The 19681-nt window shown below is 36.4% G+C and carries 7 protein-coding genes; all 7 read right to left on the bottom strand.

Going from position 1 to position 19681, the window contains the following annotated elements; translation table 11 throughout:
* Window positions 1–32: 32 nt before the first annotated feature.
* Genes U6A24_RS02555 through U6A24_RS02525 form a run of 7 tightly spaced genes read right to left on the bottom strand, consistent with a single transcriptional unit; the run spans window position 33 to window position 19637 of the window.
* Window positions 33–794, bottom strand: coding sequence for a PoNe immunity protein domain-containing protein (locus U6A24_RS02555; RefSeq protein WP_324178368.1), 762 nt, complete (start codon window positions 792–794; stop codon window positions 33–35).
* Window positions 795–801: 7 nt separating this feature from the next.
* On the bottom strand, window positions 802–1701 hold the full coding sequence (locus tag U6A24_RS02550; RefSeq protein ID WP_324178367.1) for a hypothetical protein: 900 nt from the start codon (window positions 1699–1701) through the stop codon (window positions 802–804).
* Window positions 1702–1713: 12 nt separating this feature from the next.
* Entirely contained in the window at window positions 1714–7227 is a 5514-nt protein-coding gene (locus tag U6A24_RS02545; RefSeq protein WP_324178366.1) for a fibronectin type III domain-containing protein, read from the bottom strand.
* A 17-nt stretch (window positions 7228–7244) separates the two neighbouring features.
* Window positions 7245–8600, bottom strand: coding sequence for a PKD domain-containing protein (locus U6A24_RS02540; protein WP_324178365.1), 1356 nt, complete (start codon window positions 8598–8600; stop codon window positions 7245–7247).
* A 56-nt stretch (window positions 8601–8656) separates the two neighbouring features.
* Window positions 8657–12721 carry a T9SS type A sorting domain-containing protein gene (locus U6A24_RS02535; RefSeq protein ID WP_324178364.1) on the bottom strand — a complete coding sequence of 1355 codons (4065 nt, stop codon included), beginning with the start codon at window positions 12719–12721 and terminating at the stop codon, window positions 8657–8659.
* Window positions 12722–12724: 3 nt separating this feature from the next.
* The gene (locus U6A24_RS02530; RefSeq protein ID WP_324178363.1) at window positions 12725–14827 is read right to left on the bottom strand and encodes a fibronectin type III domain-containing protein; all 2103 of its coding nucleotides are present in this window, start codon (window positions 14825–14827) and stop codon (window positions 12725–12727) included.
* 46 nt (window positions 14828–14873) lie between these two features.
* Window positions 14874–19637 (bottom strand): hypothetical protein, encoded by a 4764-nt coding sequence (locus U6A24_RS02525; RefSeq protein WP_324178362.1) that lies wholly within the window; start codon window positions 19635–19637, stop codon window positions 14874–14876.
* Window positions 19638–19681 lie beyond the last annotated feature (44 nt).

Genomic DNA, 19681 nt, shown 5'->3' with positions numbered 1-19681 from the left:
TTAATTTAGATACTTCAAGTTCAAAACATTCTCTATTTTGCCAAGTCTTTAGGATAATATTGGTGGTCTCTAAAATTACTATCATTCAATGCCATGATTTTGGTAACTGCTGCTGATTCGAAGCTCCAATAGCCGTAATATAAGTCAACCTTGCTCTTATGGGCATCATAAAACCCTGTGTGTTTGTGGTAAAAGTCTTTTTCTAAAAACTGACCTACATACTTTGTTGCCTTTGATAGATCACTTTGTACAACTGCTTCGTGTAAGTTTTTATACACTTTAAAGACTACCGATTTTGGGGCATACCCAGCATCTTTTTTTTGTATGCGATTTGGAAGGCGCACCTTGATGATAAACTCATAGAGGTTATCTCTAATATTATCTCGATCAATAATACCAACTACTGTTTCAAAATCGGTGTCTGAAACATCTAAAAGGTATGCAAGGGATAAAATACGAAGCATTCTTTCATATGGCTCTAACATATATTGATCTAAATAGACTATTTCTTTACCAACCTTTTCTTTGACTTTTGTATTTGTTGGGCCCCACTCGGCTGGTAAATGTTTAATAATTTCACTAATTGACTCTTTCAAATTGACTATGGGGTCACCTTTGGAATATTTAGCTACCAAAGTTTCAAGCCTAAAACCAAAGTTTCTGAATTTTGCTCTTTCAACCTTATTTTCTGTAACTTTTCCTGATAAAAGAGCTTGCTCATTAAGTGCTATAAGATCATTTTTCTCTATTATGAATTTTTCAAAGTAGTTTATATCTTTCACTATATCTCTCATAAAACCTCTATGGATTAAAATTTCCTATTCCTCCCATAATTACATAACCCTCTTCGTCTATCAGCCTATAAGTAACCGTACCGTCAGGTGCTACTCTTGCCAGAACCCTCTTATAATCACTATTGAGAATAGTTTGGGCTAGTTGTTGATTACCGATAGCATTTGCTAACTCGCCTGGACGTTCAATCCAATCATCACTCATCTGTCTGGGTAACCCTGTACTTGGGTTGGCACTTTCTAACTTTGCAGAACCGTACTTTGCCTCTACAATGATATAGCTACCATCTGGAGCGCGGTAAACACCATCAATACCATTATGACCTGGAGCATTTATATTATTAATTCTAATTTGTAATGATTCATAGCCTTTTATATTCAGGTCTAAATCTGCTCCGACCTCTCCAAAATTTCCTTTTCTAGATTGTGATGCCGAAGCAATATTATGCGCATATTTATTTATAATGGAGCTTTGAACTATGTTTTCAAGGTTTCTTCTCGCTACATCATCAACGCCTAAATCATCTAACCTTTTCCATCCATCTACAAAATCGGCATCAAGATTTCTACTTTGTGAAGGTAAAAGATTTCCGAAATCCCTTGTAAATCGAACGGCTTGACCACCAGCAAAGTCCGACATTTTATCTTTAACCGCATCAGGAACTCTCGCATAAAGATTCAAAATATCGCTGTTGTTTCTTATAGTATTTGCGCCTACCGAATCATAGAGTTCCTTAAATTTTATGAAACCATTGTCGTCATTTGTGATAAAAGATCGGAAGGGTTCATGGCTAGATCCCTGCATGATGCCAGCTAAATCATCTAGCCAGCATTCCTCTTGTGCATAACTTTGCCCAATGCCTAAGAGCATTAGCAAAATCAGTCCGTATTTTTTTAGTTGATTTTTCATAATTCTTTATAATTATCTACAACGAGTAACTCTATTATTGGCAGGATTACTTCTAAATTTTATATATCCTTCTATAAATTCATCATTGACATTATCCAATATGTTTGGGTTAGGAAAGTCAAGCCTAAAAATCTCATGAAGTTCCTCTGGAATTTTATCAATAATGTTAGGATTTCTGATAACTGTAGTTGTTGCCCGGCCATATGAAGTTTGTAATAACCTTAGATCATTTTCACTTATTCGACCACCATTATATAGCGCAGTTAAGTCTTCATCAATGCTGCTTCTCAATGTTGCTAATGCTTCAGGGCTTGGGGTTTTTACAAAAAATGCTGGGAATGAAGTGAGCATAGAGGTTATCTGTATTCTAGAGCGTAACACAGGATCAATTGCGTCACTATTTAAGGCTGTCACTAATGCACTAGCACTTGAGGCAGCAATCTCACTGGCCAGTATAGTTTTAGCAGCATAATGACCTGATAAACGGAATACCCTAACAGCACCGTTTACAAATGGAAAAACTACTGATACTACATCGAGAGTAAGAAAAGCACTATTCCAAATTACGGTACGTTGATTACTTTCACTCATCGCATAGGCTTGTATGGCAGGAATCATTAAAATTTCACCCTGCCTTTGGCGTTGCCCTAAAAAGTCAAAACTACCGCTTACATGTACCAATACAATATCATTATAATTGTATACATCATTTCTAAAAGTTGCTCTACCTCTTCTATTTGTGCTTACAACATTCTTTATTACAATTTTGTTTTGATCAAGTTGAGCGCTAAAATTTTCAAATTCAAAAATATTAGCCTCCAATTGAAGCATTTGAGATGGATCAATAAAAGGGATTTCTTGCTCTACGGTAATAACTCCTTCTGGTAATTTGACCGGTTTTCCTTCACCTGTTGCCATGATTTGCATTCCCAACCAAATTGAAAAATCATTAAAAACTTTTGGTTTAAGTCTATCTTTTATAGTGGCAAGACCAATATCTTCTAGAACTCTGAAAATAGAGGTGTCGGTAGCGTCAAAACTGCCCAACATTTTCATTAAACTATTATCGACATCAACGATACTTTGTGAAGTACTATCTGTTCCTTGTGTATCTGAATAATTACAATCTTGATTGAAATAAGCTGATATAAAAGAGAATCTAACCTCTTTATTAATATTCTTTAATGTTTCAGTATTTTCATTTTGGTTGATATGTTGAATAACTTCAGCAACGTTACTACAATTAACTGAACCAATTCGATTCCAAAATTCGGAATTGTTTTCGCCACTAATGTTGATGTAATAAAGAAATTGCTCGTAAAATATCTTTAAGAAATCATCAATATTAGATCTTAAATAGATTTTATCCAGATCATTCGTTAAGGCATATCTATGCCAAGTACTTCTATTGTATAAATAGTTATCTTCGATAATAAATTCTCCATTTTTGAACAAGATGTAGTTTTTATTAATATGATCTTCAAAGTCTAGTGAGGGTAATATCCATGATATTGTGTTATTTGGTAGTGATATATTCTGTGAGTTATGATCGGAGTTGACAGGTGTCGTACTTATATAATTTGGATTCCTAATAAGAGTTAGGTAGTCAGCTACAGTAAATAGTGCAAATTGCTCTCTATATTGGTTTCTAACAGTAGCGATCTCATAAACAATTTTAAAATCATTGATGCCTGCTGTCATGTCTGGATCCCTCAGCATATCTATAAATAAATTTAAAATGCTAGGTATTTGCACCTTTTGATTATCAGTGATCCCATCTATAGAAATCGAGACATGTTGTAAGGCTTCCAAAACAACTCCTTCTAGTCGATTGAATTTATTTTTAACGATCAGGTTAAAAACTTTCCATTTTTCATCATTGGATAACTGAAAAACCATTTGTGATAAACGATAGATAAAAACACTATCCTTACTTTCTGAAATTTCAGGAAAACCTTCATTAGTAGTTTTTGCAATGGTATTGCCAATAGGTAGTCCCTGATTGATACTGAAGAGTTGCTTCATTAAAGCCTCTTCTTGATCGGTGGGAACTAACCGCAGCAATTTCACTATTGCCCTTTCTGTTTGCTGAGGTGTGCCAAAATCACGCTGTAACATGGCAGTTGTAAGTAGTTTTGATATTTCTTCATAGGCTAATTCCTTTAGGGCACATTGATTAAGGTTATTTATATATGCAATGAGATCAGGAGTTGAAACCAGTTGCATATCATTAGAAATGGTGATCTCTTTAGCCAGGTTTTGCAACAAAAACACCTCTGGAATAGCAATGTTGCCACAGTCGTCATCTGTACAACCTGCTTTGCCAACATAAGAGATCCCTTGTGGTAAGTCATCTTTTGATACATTAAGATTTAATTGAATTTGATTATTGATTAAATAGTTCTGCCTTATGTTTGCGAATGTTGTTTGATAAATTTCATTATTCTCACAACTACCTTTATGCCAATATAATTGTATCGCTGCGCCAGTTGATGCTTCACGTACATTAGGGTTTCTATTGCCTTCGAAAAAGTAGTCTCCTTTAGTGGCATCCCATTCGTATAACCTATCATTTTCAAAAATGGCAAATGCAGCTCCATTACTGTAAGCTGGGATTTCTTCGGTAAAAACAATACCTCCTTCACCTTCATAAGTGATAGGATATCCGTTTGGTGCTAACATTGAAACCGTCAAAGCAGCGTCCTCTTCATCCTGAAATAAATACAACCGAAACTCTGGGTTATGAATTTGCGACCAATCTATATGTGATAGGCGCATTCCATTTCCATAATCCATCAACCAATCTGTGCCCGATTGGGTTGTGTTGAGCTTTTTAAAGGGGTGTTGTAAAGCAAAGGCTCCGTGCCCTAATTCGTGTGCTAAAGTTCCTGCCAAGGATGATTTCCCTTCTTCTTTTTGAGAGAGATTACCAGAAAACACAAAACCAAATTGACGTTTCAACGGCATAAATCCGGCAACGCTAGCTCGGCTAGGGCGTATGTCATTACCAAAAACAAATACATAATACGATTTACGGTCTACAAGGCGACTTGCCTTAAATTGGTTGATCAGCGCTTTTTGATCGCTTGTATAATTGGAAAGATTTCCTGTTTCACCAACGCCAATTATAGTTTTATCGATATTTATACTTCCGGCAATATTGACGTTAAGCGTAACTGAAGCTTGTTTGAATATTTTGTTTATCTGTGATCCTAGCACGTCAGCTCCAGGTAATGCAGCTCCATTAACCGGTATAAATGTTACATTCACGTTCTTGTTTGCCAAATGCCACTGTGAAAATACCCCTGCAATTTTCTGTTTTTCACTATTGTTTTTGGGTTGAAGAGTCGCATAAATATTTTCATGCTCAAAAGTGTAGTATCCTTTTAGCCTAAGCGTGATTATATTGTCATCATAAATTTCATAATCTACTTTTTCTCCATGAATGGTTTTTATGACCAGATCATTGATAGCAAGATTTGGGTCGGTTATAGTAACCTTGGCGCGTACAATGTCGGTATCCCCATTTCCAACCGATTTATTGATAATGGTATATGGGTTGCCTTGTGCATCTTTAATTTGCTTATAATATTTACCAAGTTTAGCTACTTGACCATTTGGGATTCTATCAAAACCATAGGCATAATCATCGTACTCTAAAAATTCAACTTTGATGCCTTGGGCGGTAAGTTCAATTACTTCACCAGTACTATTTACACCAGCAGTATTTTGTGCACTTATTGGGCCTCCGGGGGCCATTTGTCCTCCTTCTCTAATATTACCATCGGCATCCACATGAAAAATGTCTCTTGAACCGTCGGGATTAGTATCCATGATGGTCACATCATCACCTCCTGGATATTCTATCGTGGCACCACTAGTAGGGTTAGTAATTACAATACTGCCATCGTCTGCTATGCTTATATGTTCTATGGTGATATCATAATCCAGATTAATGTTGCGGAGATCATTATCTCCTTCAAAAACATCAAGTATTTCGTTTACCGAAGCTAATCCACCCCATTTTTTATCATAATCGGTCTCTACAATACCATCGATTAATTGATAGTCGGTATTAATTTTGATATTTTCGAAACTCACTTTAATTCGAGTATCATTGAGATAGGGTACCACAATATACCCCCAACCAGAGAATGTTTTTTCTTGATTTCCTGATGTGCCAAATTCCTCTTCGGGGGTATTTTCTTCATCTTCATTTTCTTTTGGTGCTTTTGGTATTGTACTATTGTAAGTGGCGTTTCCTTGTGTTATTTCTTTGACTGTTACGGGGAAATCTCCTGCAGTAAAGGTTTCATTAATGACCAATTGCTGAATGCATTCTTGATTTGCAATTTCGATTTCAGGGGTGATTCCACAATTGTAAACCGTATCACTATCCGAATTGGGAAGCGTAGTAGTAAACTCATAAATTTGGGAGTAGGTGTAGGGGCCGTTTTCTATACACTGACCACCAACTCTAAATTCGTAGGTGGTACCAGGTTCTAGATTGTAAATTGTTGTGCTTTCATTTTGTGTTCCGGCATTAAACCAATTTCCACTTCCTGCATCTTTTTTTCGGTATTGTATATCGTACAATCTGTGACCTACACCTTGCCAATAAATCTTTTCGGTAGTATTGTTTTTAGACTCTGCTATAATGAGTTCGGGTTCTGCACAACTTCCTGTATATGTAAAATGATGAATTTCACTATATCCGTCATTTTTAAAAACTGAAGTTTCACTGATTCCATCGCTTACCATGGCTCTTACTCTCCAACCATAGTTTTTATCGGGTAGCAAAGCAGGCTCTGCAGGACCATACAACAGCGTAGTGGCAAAAGTAGTAGTCTGGTATAAGGGTCGCCCGGCCAGAAAAGCTGCTTGTGGATCCATTTGGGTGTCCCATAATTCGGTAAGTGTAAACTCATAAGAAACATTGGTTGCATTAAGATGACGAGGAGTCCATTGAAAAATGATATTTTGTGGTTCTTTAAATAAAACTTGTTCTCCTCGACTTGGTAGATTTAAAAATGGGGGATCATTAAGAACTAAATACACCGGAACACAACTTTTGCGAGATATTCGTCTTCCTGAAAAAACATCGTATACTTCAAAACAAAACTGATACAAACCTTCAGGCAAAGGAGTATTGTATTGCTGAGGAGATATCCCAATTAAATTTTGTAACAAAAAATTAGCTTGTAAATCTATATTTGATAAGCGTAGAGGCACCCCACCATCTAGAAAAATAGGATTACTTCCTACTACGACATCATTATTTTGGACGGCCAGTCCTGCATTGTTTTCCAGGAAGAATTTGAGCCGGACTTGTACATTAGACTCATTAATATCGGTAAGTAATAAATTAACGATTAGTTTTTCGGTGCTTGATGTTGCGTATTCTGAAAGTTTCAAGCTATATGGGGGTAAAACCTGTGGGCTTACCTGAACAGGAAATACCTGTGCATTAATCCATATCGGAATAAAAAGTAAGAGAATTAGAGTTTTATATGAGTATGGTTTCATATGATTGCGCTTTTCTTCTATAGATTTGTGGATTCCTTTTGTACTTTTATATCAACAATGATATATGAGTTTTGCCCATCGCGGACAAACTGCTTTATCTTAATGGCACCTTTCTTACCTTCTTGTGTTTGAAAAAGCACTACTCTGGGTGCTTCAACATTATCAAAACTTTGCAACCCACCGGGAGTTTCTTCAATAGTAAGGTCCCGTAACCTAGCATCGTTCTGCAAGGCATCAAACTCTTGTGCCGATAGTGAAGCTATACAATTACATAATTCTTGAGAGTTAATGAATACCGTATTCTTTGGATTTTGTAAAGGTTCAAAAGTAGTTTCAGATAGCCGATCCGGACTAACAAACCTATTTCTGGTGAACTCCTCATTTAACCCAAAAAATACAAGGTCAATAGTTTTTCCAATTTCATTATTGATTTCATTGTTTGTATAGGTCTCACGGTCTGCAATGCTAAAAAAACTTCCTATTGTGTTAGATGTATGTGCGGTGTTGATACCAAGCCTAACATCTGTAAAGGTTCTAAGATTTGTATTGGCAAAAACCTCTATTGTTTTTTCGGTAGTTTTACTATCTTTTCCATTCGAAGAAGTTAATGTTATCGTTTGTATCCCAGGATCTGTGAAGATAATCTCTGGATTTTCATCATTAGTAGTTGATGTTGCTGCACCTGTAAAGCTCCATTGAAAAGAAGTAGCACTAATCGAATTATTCTCGAATTGAATACGCACCGGAACTTGGTAATCGTCATCTTCAAAAGCTGGTTGATATCCGAAGTCTGACAGTAATAATGGTGCAACTGTAACTGTTTTTTGAAGGTCATACGTTTCCCTTCCGTTGCTTACTTCTAACATAACTTGATGCTCTCCCGGATTAACGAAAACGACTTCTCCAGGATCTCTTTCTGAAGAGGTGGGTGGAGTACCCTCATCAAATGTCCATGAATATGTTGTTGCTCCAGTAGAAGTATTAGTAAACGTATAAACAGCCGGAGAAAAATTATCTACCAGGTTATTGATTTCAAAGTCTATGACAACAGGTTCATCTATTCGTATTTCTATCAATTTACTATCTCTTGAGCCGTCCTGATTGCTTCCTATAAGTTCGATTTCGTATGTGCCTTGTGATTCATATTGTATTACTCCTGGATTTCGATTTACCGATCTTGATGGTGATCCCCCTTCAAATCTCCATTCGTAATCTTCAGCGCCTTGGGTTCTATTAAAAAACACAATTTGCACAGGGACAGAAAAATCATCGTTGAACACCTCAAATTCAAAATCTACAACAACAGGTATGGCTTCCTCTTTTACGCATCCACAAATACATCCAAGGATTAAAAAGCTCATTATTTTTTTCATAATAGTTTATAATACACTAATCTATTTGGTTACAATCTTTTAAAAATCAGTATTACTTATCTGAATATTAATTTTCGTGTTTCTGACCCATTAGGAGTTTCTAATAACATGAGGTAGACCCCTGTGGATAATGAAAGCGAATAATCCAGCAAGAATTCTTTATCATCACTTTCTTTCCGCTCGTGCATGGTGGCTCCAGATACCAGGTCAATAATTTTGACATTGATGTTGGAGTTATCTTTTAAACTAATTTTAGTTTTGAAAGCACCTGTATTAGGGTTTGGATATAAGATGAACTCTTCGATAAAGTTTCTTCTAATACTTTCTGAAGATTGAGGTGCTTCAAGACCAGGTTGAACCAAAATGTTCTTTTCAAAATCCTGATAACACTCTCCTTGGTACGATCTCATGTTAATAGTATATGCTCCCTCATTTTCAAATCTTAGGACTAATTCTTCGTCTTTTTTTGAAATGATTTCTGTTCCTTCAGGAACACTCCATTCTACAATTTCTCCTATGGGATTACTTACATTAACAAGAATGACATCTTCATCGGTATAGGCCTGAGTCGTGATATAAAAGTTTGAGTCTATAGGTCTATCAAAAGCCTCTACGATTACTTCTCCAATTCCTGTGCAGCCAGATCCCGTAGTAACTGTGGCTGTATATGTTCCTGTTTCGGTTAATGAAACAATGTTGTCCGAACTAGTGAAACCATTGGTACTGGTCCAGGAGTACAAGGCCTCGGGATCATCGATGCTAATATCAAGTACTAATGATTGATCTCCACATAACGCACGATTTCCTCCTAGATTCACTTTTACAGGTTCTGGATTGCTTAATGTTTCTTCGTAAAACGTCCTGCATCCGGCAGCATCTATAATTTCGACTCTATATGTTCCTGCAGATAACCCTTGTAAATTGTTAGAAGTAACACCCGTATTCCACAAATATGTGTAAGGAGGCATACCTCCCGTAACATTTATACCGATTTGTCCGTCATTACCTTCAAAACATGATGGAGGAACTACTATTGTAGGTTCTATTACAATATCATTGGGTTGTTCAATTACAGCAGTACCTTCTATTTGACAACCGTTGGCATCAGTAACAAAAACGAGATAGGTTCCTGCAATCAGGTTGTTTATGGTTTTAGTCGTTTTTCCATTACTCCATTCATAAACATAAGGAGCAACACCTCCAGTTACTATAGCTTCTAATGTTGCATTGTCCCCACTAGAACACGTAACATTACTTTTCATAAACTCAATCTCCAAGACTTCTGGTTGTGGAAGATATTCTACTACATCGATGGTTTCTGATATAGTGTAGCTTTGCGAACCATCTGCATTAATAATAGGAAGATAAGTCCCTAACCTGATACCATTCTTATCTGTAACATTTAAGGAATAGTTGGTTGCTGTATCTAAAAAGTCTATATAAGCATCATTGTTCGAAATTTCTTGCCAGGTCCCATCAGGCAATTGTATTTTCCAATCATAAAAATAGGGCACCAGTTCTCCTTCGGCATTTGTAGGTACAGGAACACTATAATCTGGATTTTCTATATCGAAAGGAACTCCTCCTGTTACAGTCGCTACAAGGACCCCATCTTGAAATTGATCTGCAACTCCATCATAATTGGTGTCTATGTTATCACTATATGTATTGGTGGCATTACAGGATATCGGAACGACTCGAATGCTTATTTCTATTGGTGGTGGTTGCAGTAACGTGATAGATTTGCTGGTCATGGTACACCCTTCTTTATTAGTTGCAGCGCTATAGTTTGCATCGCGCGCAACTATGGTATATTGACCGTCTCCTACACTATGTAAAGTGACCAAATATCCTTGCCCTTCGTTATAGATAGCATTTGTGGTGGTAATGACATTGTTATTTTCATCCCTCCATTCAAACTCATAACGATCTCCATTAATTGCGGTACCACCGGTTATTGTCGCTAGAATTCTACCATCTTCAAAACCATGTGCGGTTGGCGCATTTAAAATCTCTGTAGTCACAAATAGTGGTGCTTCTGGCTGAGAAATCACTACACGTTTAATGATTTCTTCTCCTAGAGTTATTTCTCCATTTAGGGTAGTTTGTCTTTTTGCCACACACTCATTGCCATCTCTAATTTTGATATAATATGTGCCCGGAAAAAGGTTTTCTACAATATGTTGCGCGGATTCAGCAAAAGAAGTCCACTCATTTTCGTCCCAGGCTTCATCTTCTTTTCTTAACAAGTATTCATAATCACCAATTCCTCCAACGGCATTGATTGTTATTGAACCATCTTGCCCCCCAAAGCAGAATACATTTGTAGTATGATCGGCCGGTTCATCAACAAAAGCAACAGGATCTGGTCTATTAATTACAAAAGTCGCCGAGTGGTTTGGCGCTCCGGTAAAATAGGTTTCTCCGTAATAAGTCCCTAAAGCTTCAATTAAAAAGTTTGTAGTACTAGGCGGGAGATTGTCTATTGTAAGTTTATTTTCACTATCGAAAGCACTAATATTGTTTGCATTGGCAATTATATCTCCATCTGGATCGGATTGGTCGGATATACTAAACCCAAACAAATCTCCCTCACGAAGCGGTCTATTAAAAGTTAAGGTTACCTCTCCGTCTTGGGCATCATAACAACTTACCGGTTTAGTAGCCACATCGATAATGTGTGGTGCTGATCTGCGAATTTGATAACCTACTATATTCTGTGTACCTTCATTATCACAAGCAGAGGTTCTAAAGAAGATTTCTTTTCCGATTACTGATTCGTCGAATATGTCTGCTAAAATAATTTCGAGAGTCGGGCTGGGTACTCCTGGTAAATCAATCCATTCAAACGGTGGTGTTCCTTCTAAAAAGCTGTATTGCCAATTATAAACATTATCATTAAAACCTTCTTGTGCACTTAGCGAGGTAACGTCTTCATATCCTATAATATTAGATGCCGTAGGTCGTATCACTTTGGGCATTGGTGTAACCTTATAATCAAAAGAAAGTGTTAATCTTGTGTCGCCATTTCTACTTTCAATACTTTCGTAAAAGGTGCCGCTATTGCATGGTATTTGTTCATCTGGATATATATTAAAAGTTCTTCGGGCTCGGTTTCGACTTCGCCCAAATCTACATCCTAATCTGCTCGCATCCCTTCCAAACATACGGACTTCAATTCGTTCTAAATCACCTTCTAAATAAAAAACCCTGCTTTCGAACCTCTTTGCTCTTCTTGCGCTATTTCTCTCTAATGTTTTTCTTGAACCGTCTTTCATGATTGCAGTTACTCTTATACTACCAGCACATCTACCATCTCTGTATCTGGGATTTCTGAAGAAATAATCACTTATATTAATCTTGGTCATTTGATTGTAGTCTCGAATACGTTTGCTAATTACATTTGACGTGTCGCTAGCGTCACAAGGCGCTACCCTAAAAAAAACTTCTCTACCAATTACAGATGCATCCAGAAAATCTATCATTCTAATATTTAATGTATGATTGGGCGCTCTAGGTATGTTTATCCAATCATCAAAACCGTTAAAACCATATTGCCACTGATATATGTTTTCATTAAAGTCTTCGTCTGCAGATAATACAAAAGACTCTTCATAACCAATGACATTGTCCTCGATATTAAAGGTGCCATCAATATCTATTTGAGGATCTGGAATCACTTGATAATTAAAAGAAAAGGATTGCGTTACTTGATCAGTGTAGTTATTGGCATGGGCAATAGAGCTCATAAGGCAAGCATTTGGGTCGACAGGTATTTGGTATGTTTCTCTTATGATCTCATTACCATTTCTACATCTAGTAAAAAAATTACCCGGTACTTGATCTCTTGCATATACAGAAACATCTAACCTATTAACTACTCCTTGCAAAAGGTATTCTCGGTCTTCAACATTGGTAGTGCCAGAGTAATCTATAAAAGTCCTGGAAGGTTCTCCGCTACTAAAATGTGCTGTTACTCGTAAGTATTCATCACATCTACCGTTATTAAATGTAGAATTATATTGATAATCACTAATTTTTATCCTTGTTTGCTGTGCGAAAAGAGTGCAAGAGAATATGATAAAAAGAAATCTTAATGAATTTTTGCTAATTGTTTTCATAATTTAAAATTCTATTTCTTTGGTTTTTATTTCAGAATGATCACCATTGGCTGTAATTGCTTTAATGTGATACACGTATACATTGTTTGGAGAGACCGATTTGTCCTGTATTTTATTGATCGATCCCGAAATTTGTTTCCACAAAACTGGCTGTTCTTCTTTTTTGGATTTGTAGATTAGTATCTCAACTATGTTTCGTGATGTATTTCTCCAATTTAGGTCTATTGCATTATTGGTTCGATCGGCTATTGCAGAGAATCCTTTTATTATGTTAACATTTGGAGATGTGTTTTTATATACTACGGTAACTGGTGTAGAGGGTTCAGACATAAGCTTACTAGTATCTTGTGCAAAAATGGCGTACCTGTATTTTGTGTTTGATTCAACGTTGTTGTCTACAAAAGTTGTTTCGTTTTTGGTTTCAAATAATAATTCCCAACCTTTTTCTGATTCTTGTACGTTTTGCCTGTACAACTGATGATATAAGACATCACTGCTACTACTTTTTATCCACTCAAGAAAAACTCCATCCCCATTTAATTTGTAATCTTTAAAAACAGGAGATGAAGGAGGTACAACATCGGGTTTTTTAAGCTTTATCTTTTCCGAATACTCAGAGGTATTAAACCTTTTATCTACAGCAACCACTTGATAAAAAATGTTACTATTTAAAGACTTAATTTGTACGGTATCTCGAAAAGTATTTTGAGGTATTGGAGAAATTGTGATTTGCGAAACTTCTTCGTTTTCCAAATTGCTTCTGAAAACCCGATAACCTAATAAATCCTGTTCAATGTTGGCTTGCCATTTTAAGATTACAACGCCCAGAGAATCAATTACTCCTGCCAAACCGGTCGGAGGCTTAGGGGGAGTTTCGTCTATGGTTTGTACAAAAGTTGATAGTGATTCTTTTTTTTGATTATTTTTTCCAATGGCAGTAACGGTAAAGTAATTAGAGGAGGTTAGGTTTAGGTATCTTGTTTTTCTATCTCCGGGTAAAAGCTTTTTTACAACTTGAAAGGGTGCGTTTTTGCTTTTAGACCAGTTTAGTTCAAACCCTACGATCTCTTTTTCTGCTTCTTTTGGGAATTCCCATTCTAAAACCACTGAATCAGAACCCTCTAATTCATATTTCAAAATTTGTGGTGTAGCGGTCAATTTTTTGATACCTTTTGCTGAAACCACTTGTGATGGCTGGCTTTCTTCTCCAAAAGGGGAGATACCTTTTACTCGATAGTAATACGCTTTGTTATTTTGAGAAAGTGTGTCAATATATTGCATACGCAGTCTATCACTTTGTGGTGTTTTATTAAGGTTTACCAAGGGTACATCTGCGAGTCGCTTAAAATCAATTCCGTTCTCTGATCGTTCGATATAATATGTGGTAAATAAGGATTTAAACATCTCATAATCCCAGGTTAATAAAATGATTTTATCATCTGGAACTGCAATAAGGTCCAATGGGGCAGGTAGTGGTTCTGGTGTTATGGATTTTATTACAACAGAACCTGGGTTGATATTTTGCAACTCTTGTGGCACTGCCGCTTTAACTTTATAAAGATATTCTTCACCTGGAACGATAGATGTATCTTCATAAGCCAGGGCCGCCATTTTTGCTGCTTCAAAATTCATGTCTGCAGCAAAAAGTGCAAACGAAAATCGTTGTTCTACTTCTTTTGATTTGTTTACAATTTGGGCTAAGGCTCCTTCATCTTCCATTCCGTCGACTTCGAAACTTTCTCCGTATAAAGCCTGAGCTAAAATTGCGGCATAATCGTTATTTTCTGCTAAATCCTGCCATGATTCTAGTGGTTTTGGAACCAAAGGTTCCTGTGTAAGTACTTTTTTTTCTGGAGGTGAAAGCAATGCCCCATTTCTGGAAATAGTAAACCGTTCTATCTGGTATCCATAAGTATTAGCTTTTATCCATGAAGAGGGTGTTGTAGTGGCCCATCGCAATAAAGCTTTATTATTTTGAACCCTGGCAATTGCCTGTACACTGTGGTTCAGAGTAACACCCTGAGTAAATACAGTTGAAGATAATAGAGAGGTAACCAAAAGGCAAAGACATTGAAGTCTTTGTAGTTTGTTTAATGTTACTTTCAATATTTTGTTTTTACACCACATTTTATGAGTCTTTTGTACGTGTTAATTACCTTAAAGACAAAGGGTTCTTAAATCTATAATTAGCAAAAGAACCTCTTATTCCTCCTGGTAATACGTATTGTAATTTCACTGTATACTTGCCAAAAGGCATCAGTTTATAATCTTCATTTATTATACTAAGCTCTGGGGCATCACTATTTAGTATTCCGTTTGCATAATCATTTATTACTCTGTCTCGAATACTTATGTAGTCATTATAGTAAGCATTCGGGAGGTTGTATCGATATGGAAATCTTGTCGTTCGCCAGGAAAGATTTGTGTTATTTTCAAGGCTTGTTACATAATTACTTAAAATTGGTAAAGCTCTTTTAGGTCGAAACCCTAGAACATCAGGATTTCGATTTATACTGTAAGTGCTTCCGATAGGGAATTTTTGATATAGTATTGGATCAATATCTTCTTTAAAATATACATCATTAAGATCAGACTCTATGGTTACCAAGGCCTTGTTTTCGGTGTAATTTGTCCCTTTTAACTCAACTAAATCAAACCCTTCATGAGTATTGATCTTGGAGGATAAAAAAATCACCTCTGATGAAATTTTCCCCCAATTATCTTCTTTAACATCTATACTTTTTATTTTATCGGCAAACGTTTTATAAGCGCTGGCGTAAAAGGCGTAAGTAAGTCGTTCGATTTCTCCTTTTTTAGTTACATCTTGAGCGGTATTTCGTTTAATTTTGATAGTATTTCCCTCTTCAAAATCTTGTTGTTCTACTGTTGTTTGATCAGTATTTTGACTATTGTCAACTCTTGAAGAACTTACTACTACCAGTTCATAAAGTTCATCTCTATTAATAGCTGGTAAATCGTAATGTATTGTATTATCTGCTTTATTATAATCAAGTTCAACTTTTTGTGTATCTCCGTTTTGACCATTAAATTTTACTGTGCTTTTCCATTTTTCATTTTCAAAGAGGTAATCCTGCCCTTGTTTTAGTTTGATATAAGCTTTATTGTATTCATTGCTATAAAAATGTTGCTGATCAACCACTGGATAAGAATATTGTATATTGTGTAGCGGAATATGATTGGGGGCTGTTCCTGTTGTAAAATTGCGCTCTTCCGTTTCTAAAGCTTTGTTTCCATTATCTAGTATCGTTTTAAAAACGCCACCAATTTTTTCTTGGAAACTAACTTCTACTATTGCTTTTAACTTTGTGTTTGGCGGTAAAATATCTTGAGGAACAAAAGTTACGCGATCACTTCCTGATCCCCAATTTAATGTTCCTTCAATTTTTTCTTGTGCCTCATTGGTTACTATAAATTTCTCGAGAATTACTTTGTAAGTTTTGTCACCATCATCTTCGGGAATTATTATTGGTCGATTTACTTTTAGGGCAAATGTAGCTTGAGGTGACGTAAATACATCTACCTCTTGTTCATCTTTGATAGGTGAAACATCTGTGATCATTTTAATACCATCGATAGGAGATTCATCTTCGAAATCACATTTTTTACCAATGGTTACCCTAAATCTGAAACGTCCACTTACCAATCCGCCCAAAACATCAAAGTCACCCGACATGTATCCGCGCATCCAGAATGGATTAGGGAGCTTGGCTTGCATCAAAACGGCTGTTCCTCCTTTAAATATTCGTATTTTCTTTTTCTTGAAAAATAATTTGACACGAATACCCACTTCTCCCTGTAAATAGGCATAGGCCTGCCCATTGGTATACCATCCGTTGATCCCAACTTTTCTTCCTGTATTTGAACAACGTGCTTCTCCATAGTTTTTCATCATTAGATCAAACCCTATTCCAGCACGGAAACGTGCATAAAACATTAAAAACTTAATGTCGCCAGTATCTACATGAAGATCTGAACCAAAAGCAAAACCACGACCTTTGCCCAAAGCGTTTTCATCCCGCATATAGTCTAATGAACTGGCTTCAACCCCTAGTATTTCTGCAACTACGGCAGGTGGTGGTGGGCTGCCTAGTATCTTAGACCCGGTCATGAAATATCCTCCCACACTTGCAGAAATAGGACCAATTCCCATTTTGAGGCCGATGCGGTCTTTGGGAGTTCCCAAATACATATACCAATCGTTTTTGTCTACATAAATTTCAGCCCATCCCGCTCTTCCATCACTTCCTCTACCTCGAAGAACACTTCCAATGTTCACATATGCATCGGCGATTGCATGAAAAGCATCATTTGCAAAATCAAATTCGATTCCTATATATCCACTAATGGCTCCGTCATCAACATTGGTGCTTCTAGGATATTCTTGAGTAGCTTTGTCAAAGAACGTCTTCGTAACCTTATGATCCTCTATTTGATTAATAGCTTCATAATCAACAACTTTAGCTAATTTCCCTTGCATCCATGTCATTGGATTATCATATTTAAAAGCTTTCATCATTTGAGCTTCTCCATAAAACCCAAGCTTGTTTACTCCTCCATTTTTATTAAACTCAATTTCGAAACCCGCGCCTATTGATATTGTATTTGGATTGGCGATCGCGCCAAAAGTCATTGCTTTGACTCCCAATCCCGAGTTTTTATTTGGGATATACGATAATCCAGAAGGAGCGAATACTTTTTCGGTGCCCGGTGCTCTGGTCATTCTATAAAATGCACCTCCTGCAAATCCATTAATTTCAAAAGGAGCTACAACAGGAATTTTAAAACCGTGTACGGCTCCATCTACATACCAATATCTAAATTCTTTTTTTCCGAAAACGGCAGTAGATTCAACGGGACCAATTCCACCAAATTTGGCTTTTACAGTACCACTAAAGCCATTACCATATGTATCGTCATTATCTCTTATATATAAATCACCTTTAAAGGCAACTCCCCCTAGATTTACATCTAACTCGATTCTAGAATATTCTATACCATCGTATTTCCAGTTTTGTCTACCTGTTGATGTTTCATTCTTGGCAACGATTCCCAAACGTGTTGTTGAACTAAACCCTTTATCCGATTCTCCCATCAAATTGATCATTAGATCAAAATCCAATTGCGCATTACTGTCGTTTGCAGTTAGCTCGATATCATTAATAGAAACTGGAAAACCAGCTAATTCTACTTTGTCTTTATATCCAAAATATTCGACTGAAATAAGTGGTGTTTCGGTTTGTAGCATCAAACCTCTAAACTCGATGCCTTTAAACTTTACTACACCGTCACTTCCTTCTATTTCTTTACCTTCATCTATTAAGGATTTTTTCTGGCTTGCAGAGATGGCCATTCTTCCGTTCAGAATTGCTCTCGGTCTAAACTCATCATCAACAACAGCAAGCTCTATTCTAGAATCTTCTAATAGTTGCGCTTTGGCACTAAACACATCAAAGTCAATTGTTTTTCCAGTAGCTACCGACATCATAAATTCTTCCTCAGAGATAAGCCCCCGATATTTCAATCCTATTTTGGCATTTTGTACACTATCTTGTTTTTGAATTTGTTTTATTTCTTTGTCTGAAATAGGTAAAACTAATTGTCCTTCAAAGCCAGCCCCGGCCAGGTGATTCGAAACCAGTTCTATTGTCATCTTGTCAACAGAGTAGGCCCAACCATTTTGATCAGAGGTTACTCCCTCATCCAAAGGAATTAGGTTGTTGATAGAGAACTCTCCAGACACACCATGGCTATCCAAGATTAAGTGAGCGGCCTCAAATGATACTCTCTGATCACGTTCATTTCTGTTTTTAAATGCTTTTGGGAGTCCAATTTCAAGAGATTCTATATACACACCTCGCCAAGTATTAGGATTAGGTAATAGCCATCCTTTATCATGATATACCTGAGGAAAACTCACATTTTCTGTTCTCAAATCACTAAAATCGAAAATGGCTTTGTTGGCAGAAAAGGTGAACTTATCTTTTTGATTGGCAATAACAAATGGGGTAAGGTTAATTTCAACTAGAAAATCATTCCAACCTGATGCAACTGCCTTAAACTTACCTCTAACTCTATTTGGTATTTGTATGGGTTCTTTAAGTGCTCCTTCATACTTTATGGTTTCTTGAGTGTCCAACTCACCATTTTTTAAGGGCAATACTATATTTCTTGAAAACTGCACTTCTCCTTGGATTTGCATTTCTTCAACTCCATTACAATTAATTTTGATGTAAGTTTGGTTTTCAACATTGGCTGTTTCATAATCGAATCCTCCTTTGAGCATCATCAACCAATTTCCCCCACTGAAAGGGATAAAAATATCTCCTAATAACACTAAACTACCACCTTCATAAATACCTCCTTCATGGGATAATTTTACATTATTTGCACCAAAAAACAACTCTACTGGCAATCCATCTTTATCCGTTTGTGGTAGAATAACTTTAGCAAAAACTAATAACTCAGTATAATCTTTCGTAAAAGAGGCTTTCATAAAACCAATTTGATATTCTATCTCATTAATTTTATGCTTAATTCCGACAGGTAGAACTTGGATATCGTCATTTGAAAATGATGAGATCCACTTTCCTGTACTGTCGATTTCTTTAAATCCTTCAGCCGCTTCTGACCTTGCATCATTTACACTCGCAGACATTTCATAAAACCCTGGTTCTATGTTGTCATGACTATTTTTTTGGATAGTATGTCTGTTCAGGTTTTTCTTTACAGGAAATTTTTTATCTAATTCGGGGAATTGAAATAATGTTGGGATAGATTTTTTGCCTTTCGTAACTGTAATTGGCTTGATTGTTTTTATCGATAAGGAGTCTCCTGTCGATCCACAACAAAGTATGGGTAATAGAAATATGAAGATTTTAAACAATTTTGTTTTCATGGGTTTGTTTCGATTTGTGAAGAATAGGATTTGGACGAAAGAAA

It is taken from the genome of Aquimarina gracilis (assembly GCF_035285365.1).
Taxonomy (GTDB): domain Bacteria; phylum Bacteroidota; class Bacteroidia; order Flavobacteriales; family Flavobacteriaceae; genus Aquimarina; species Aquimarina gracilis.
This window is presented reverse-complemented; position numbering and strand designations above follow the sequence as displayed.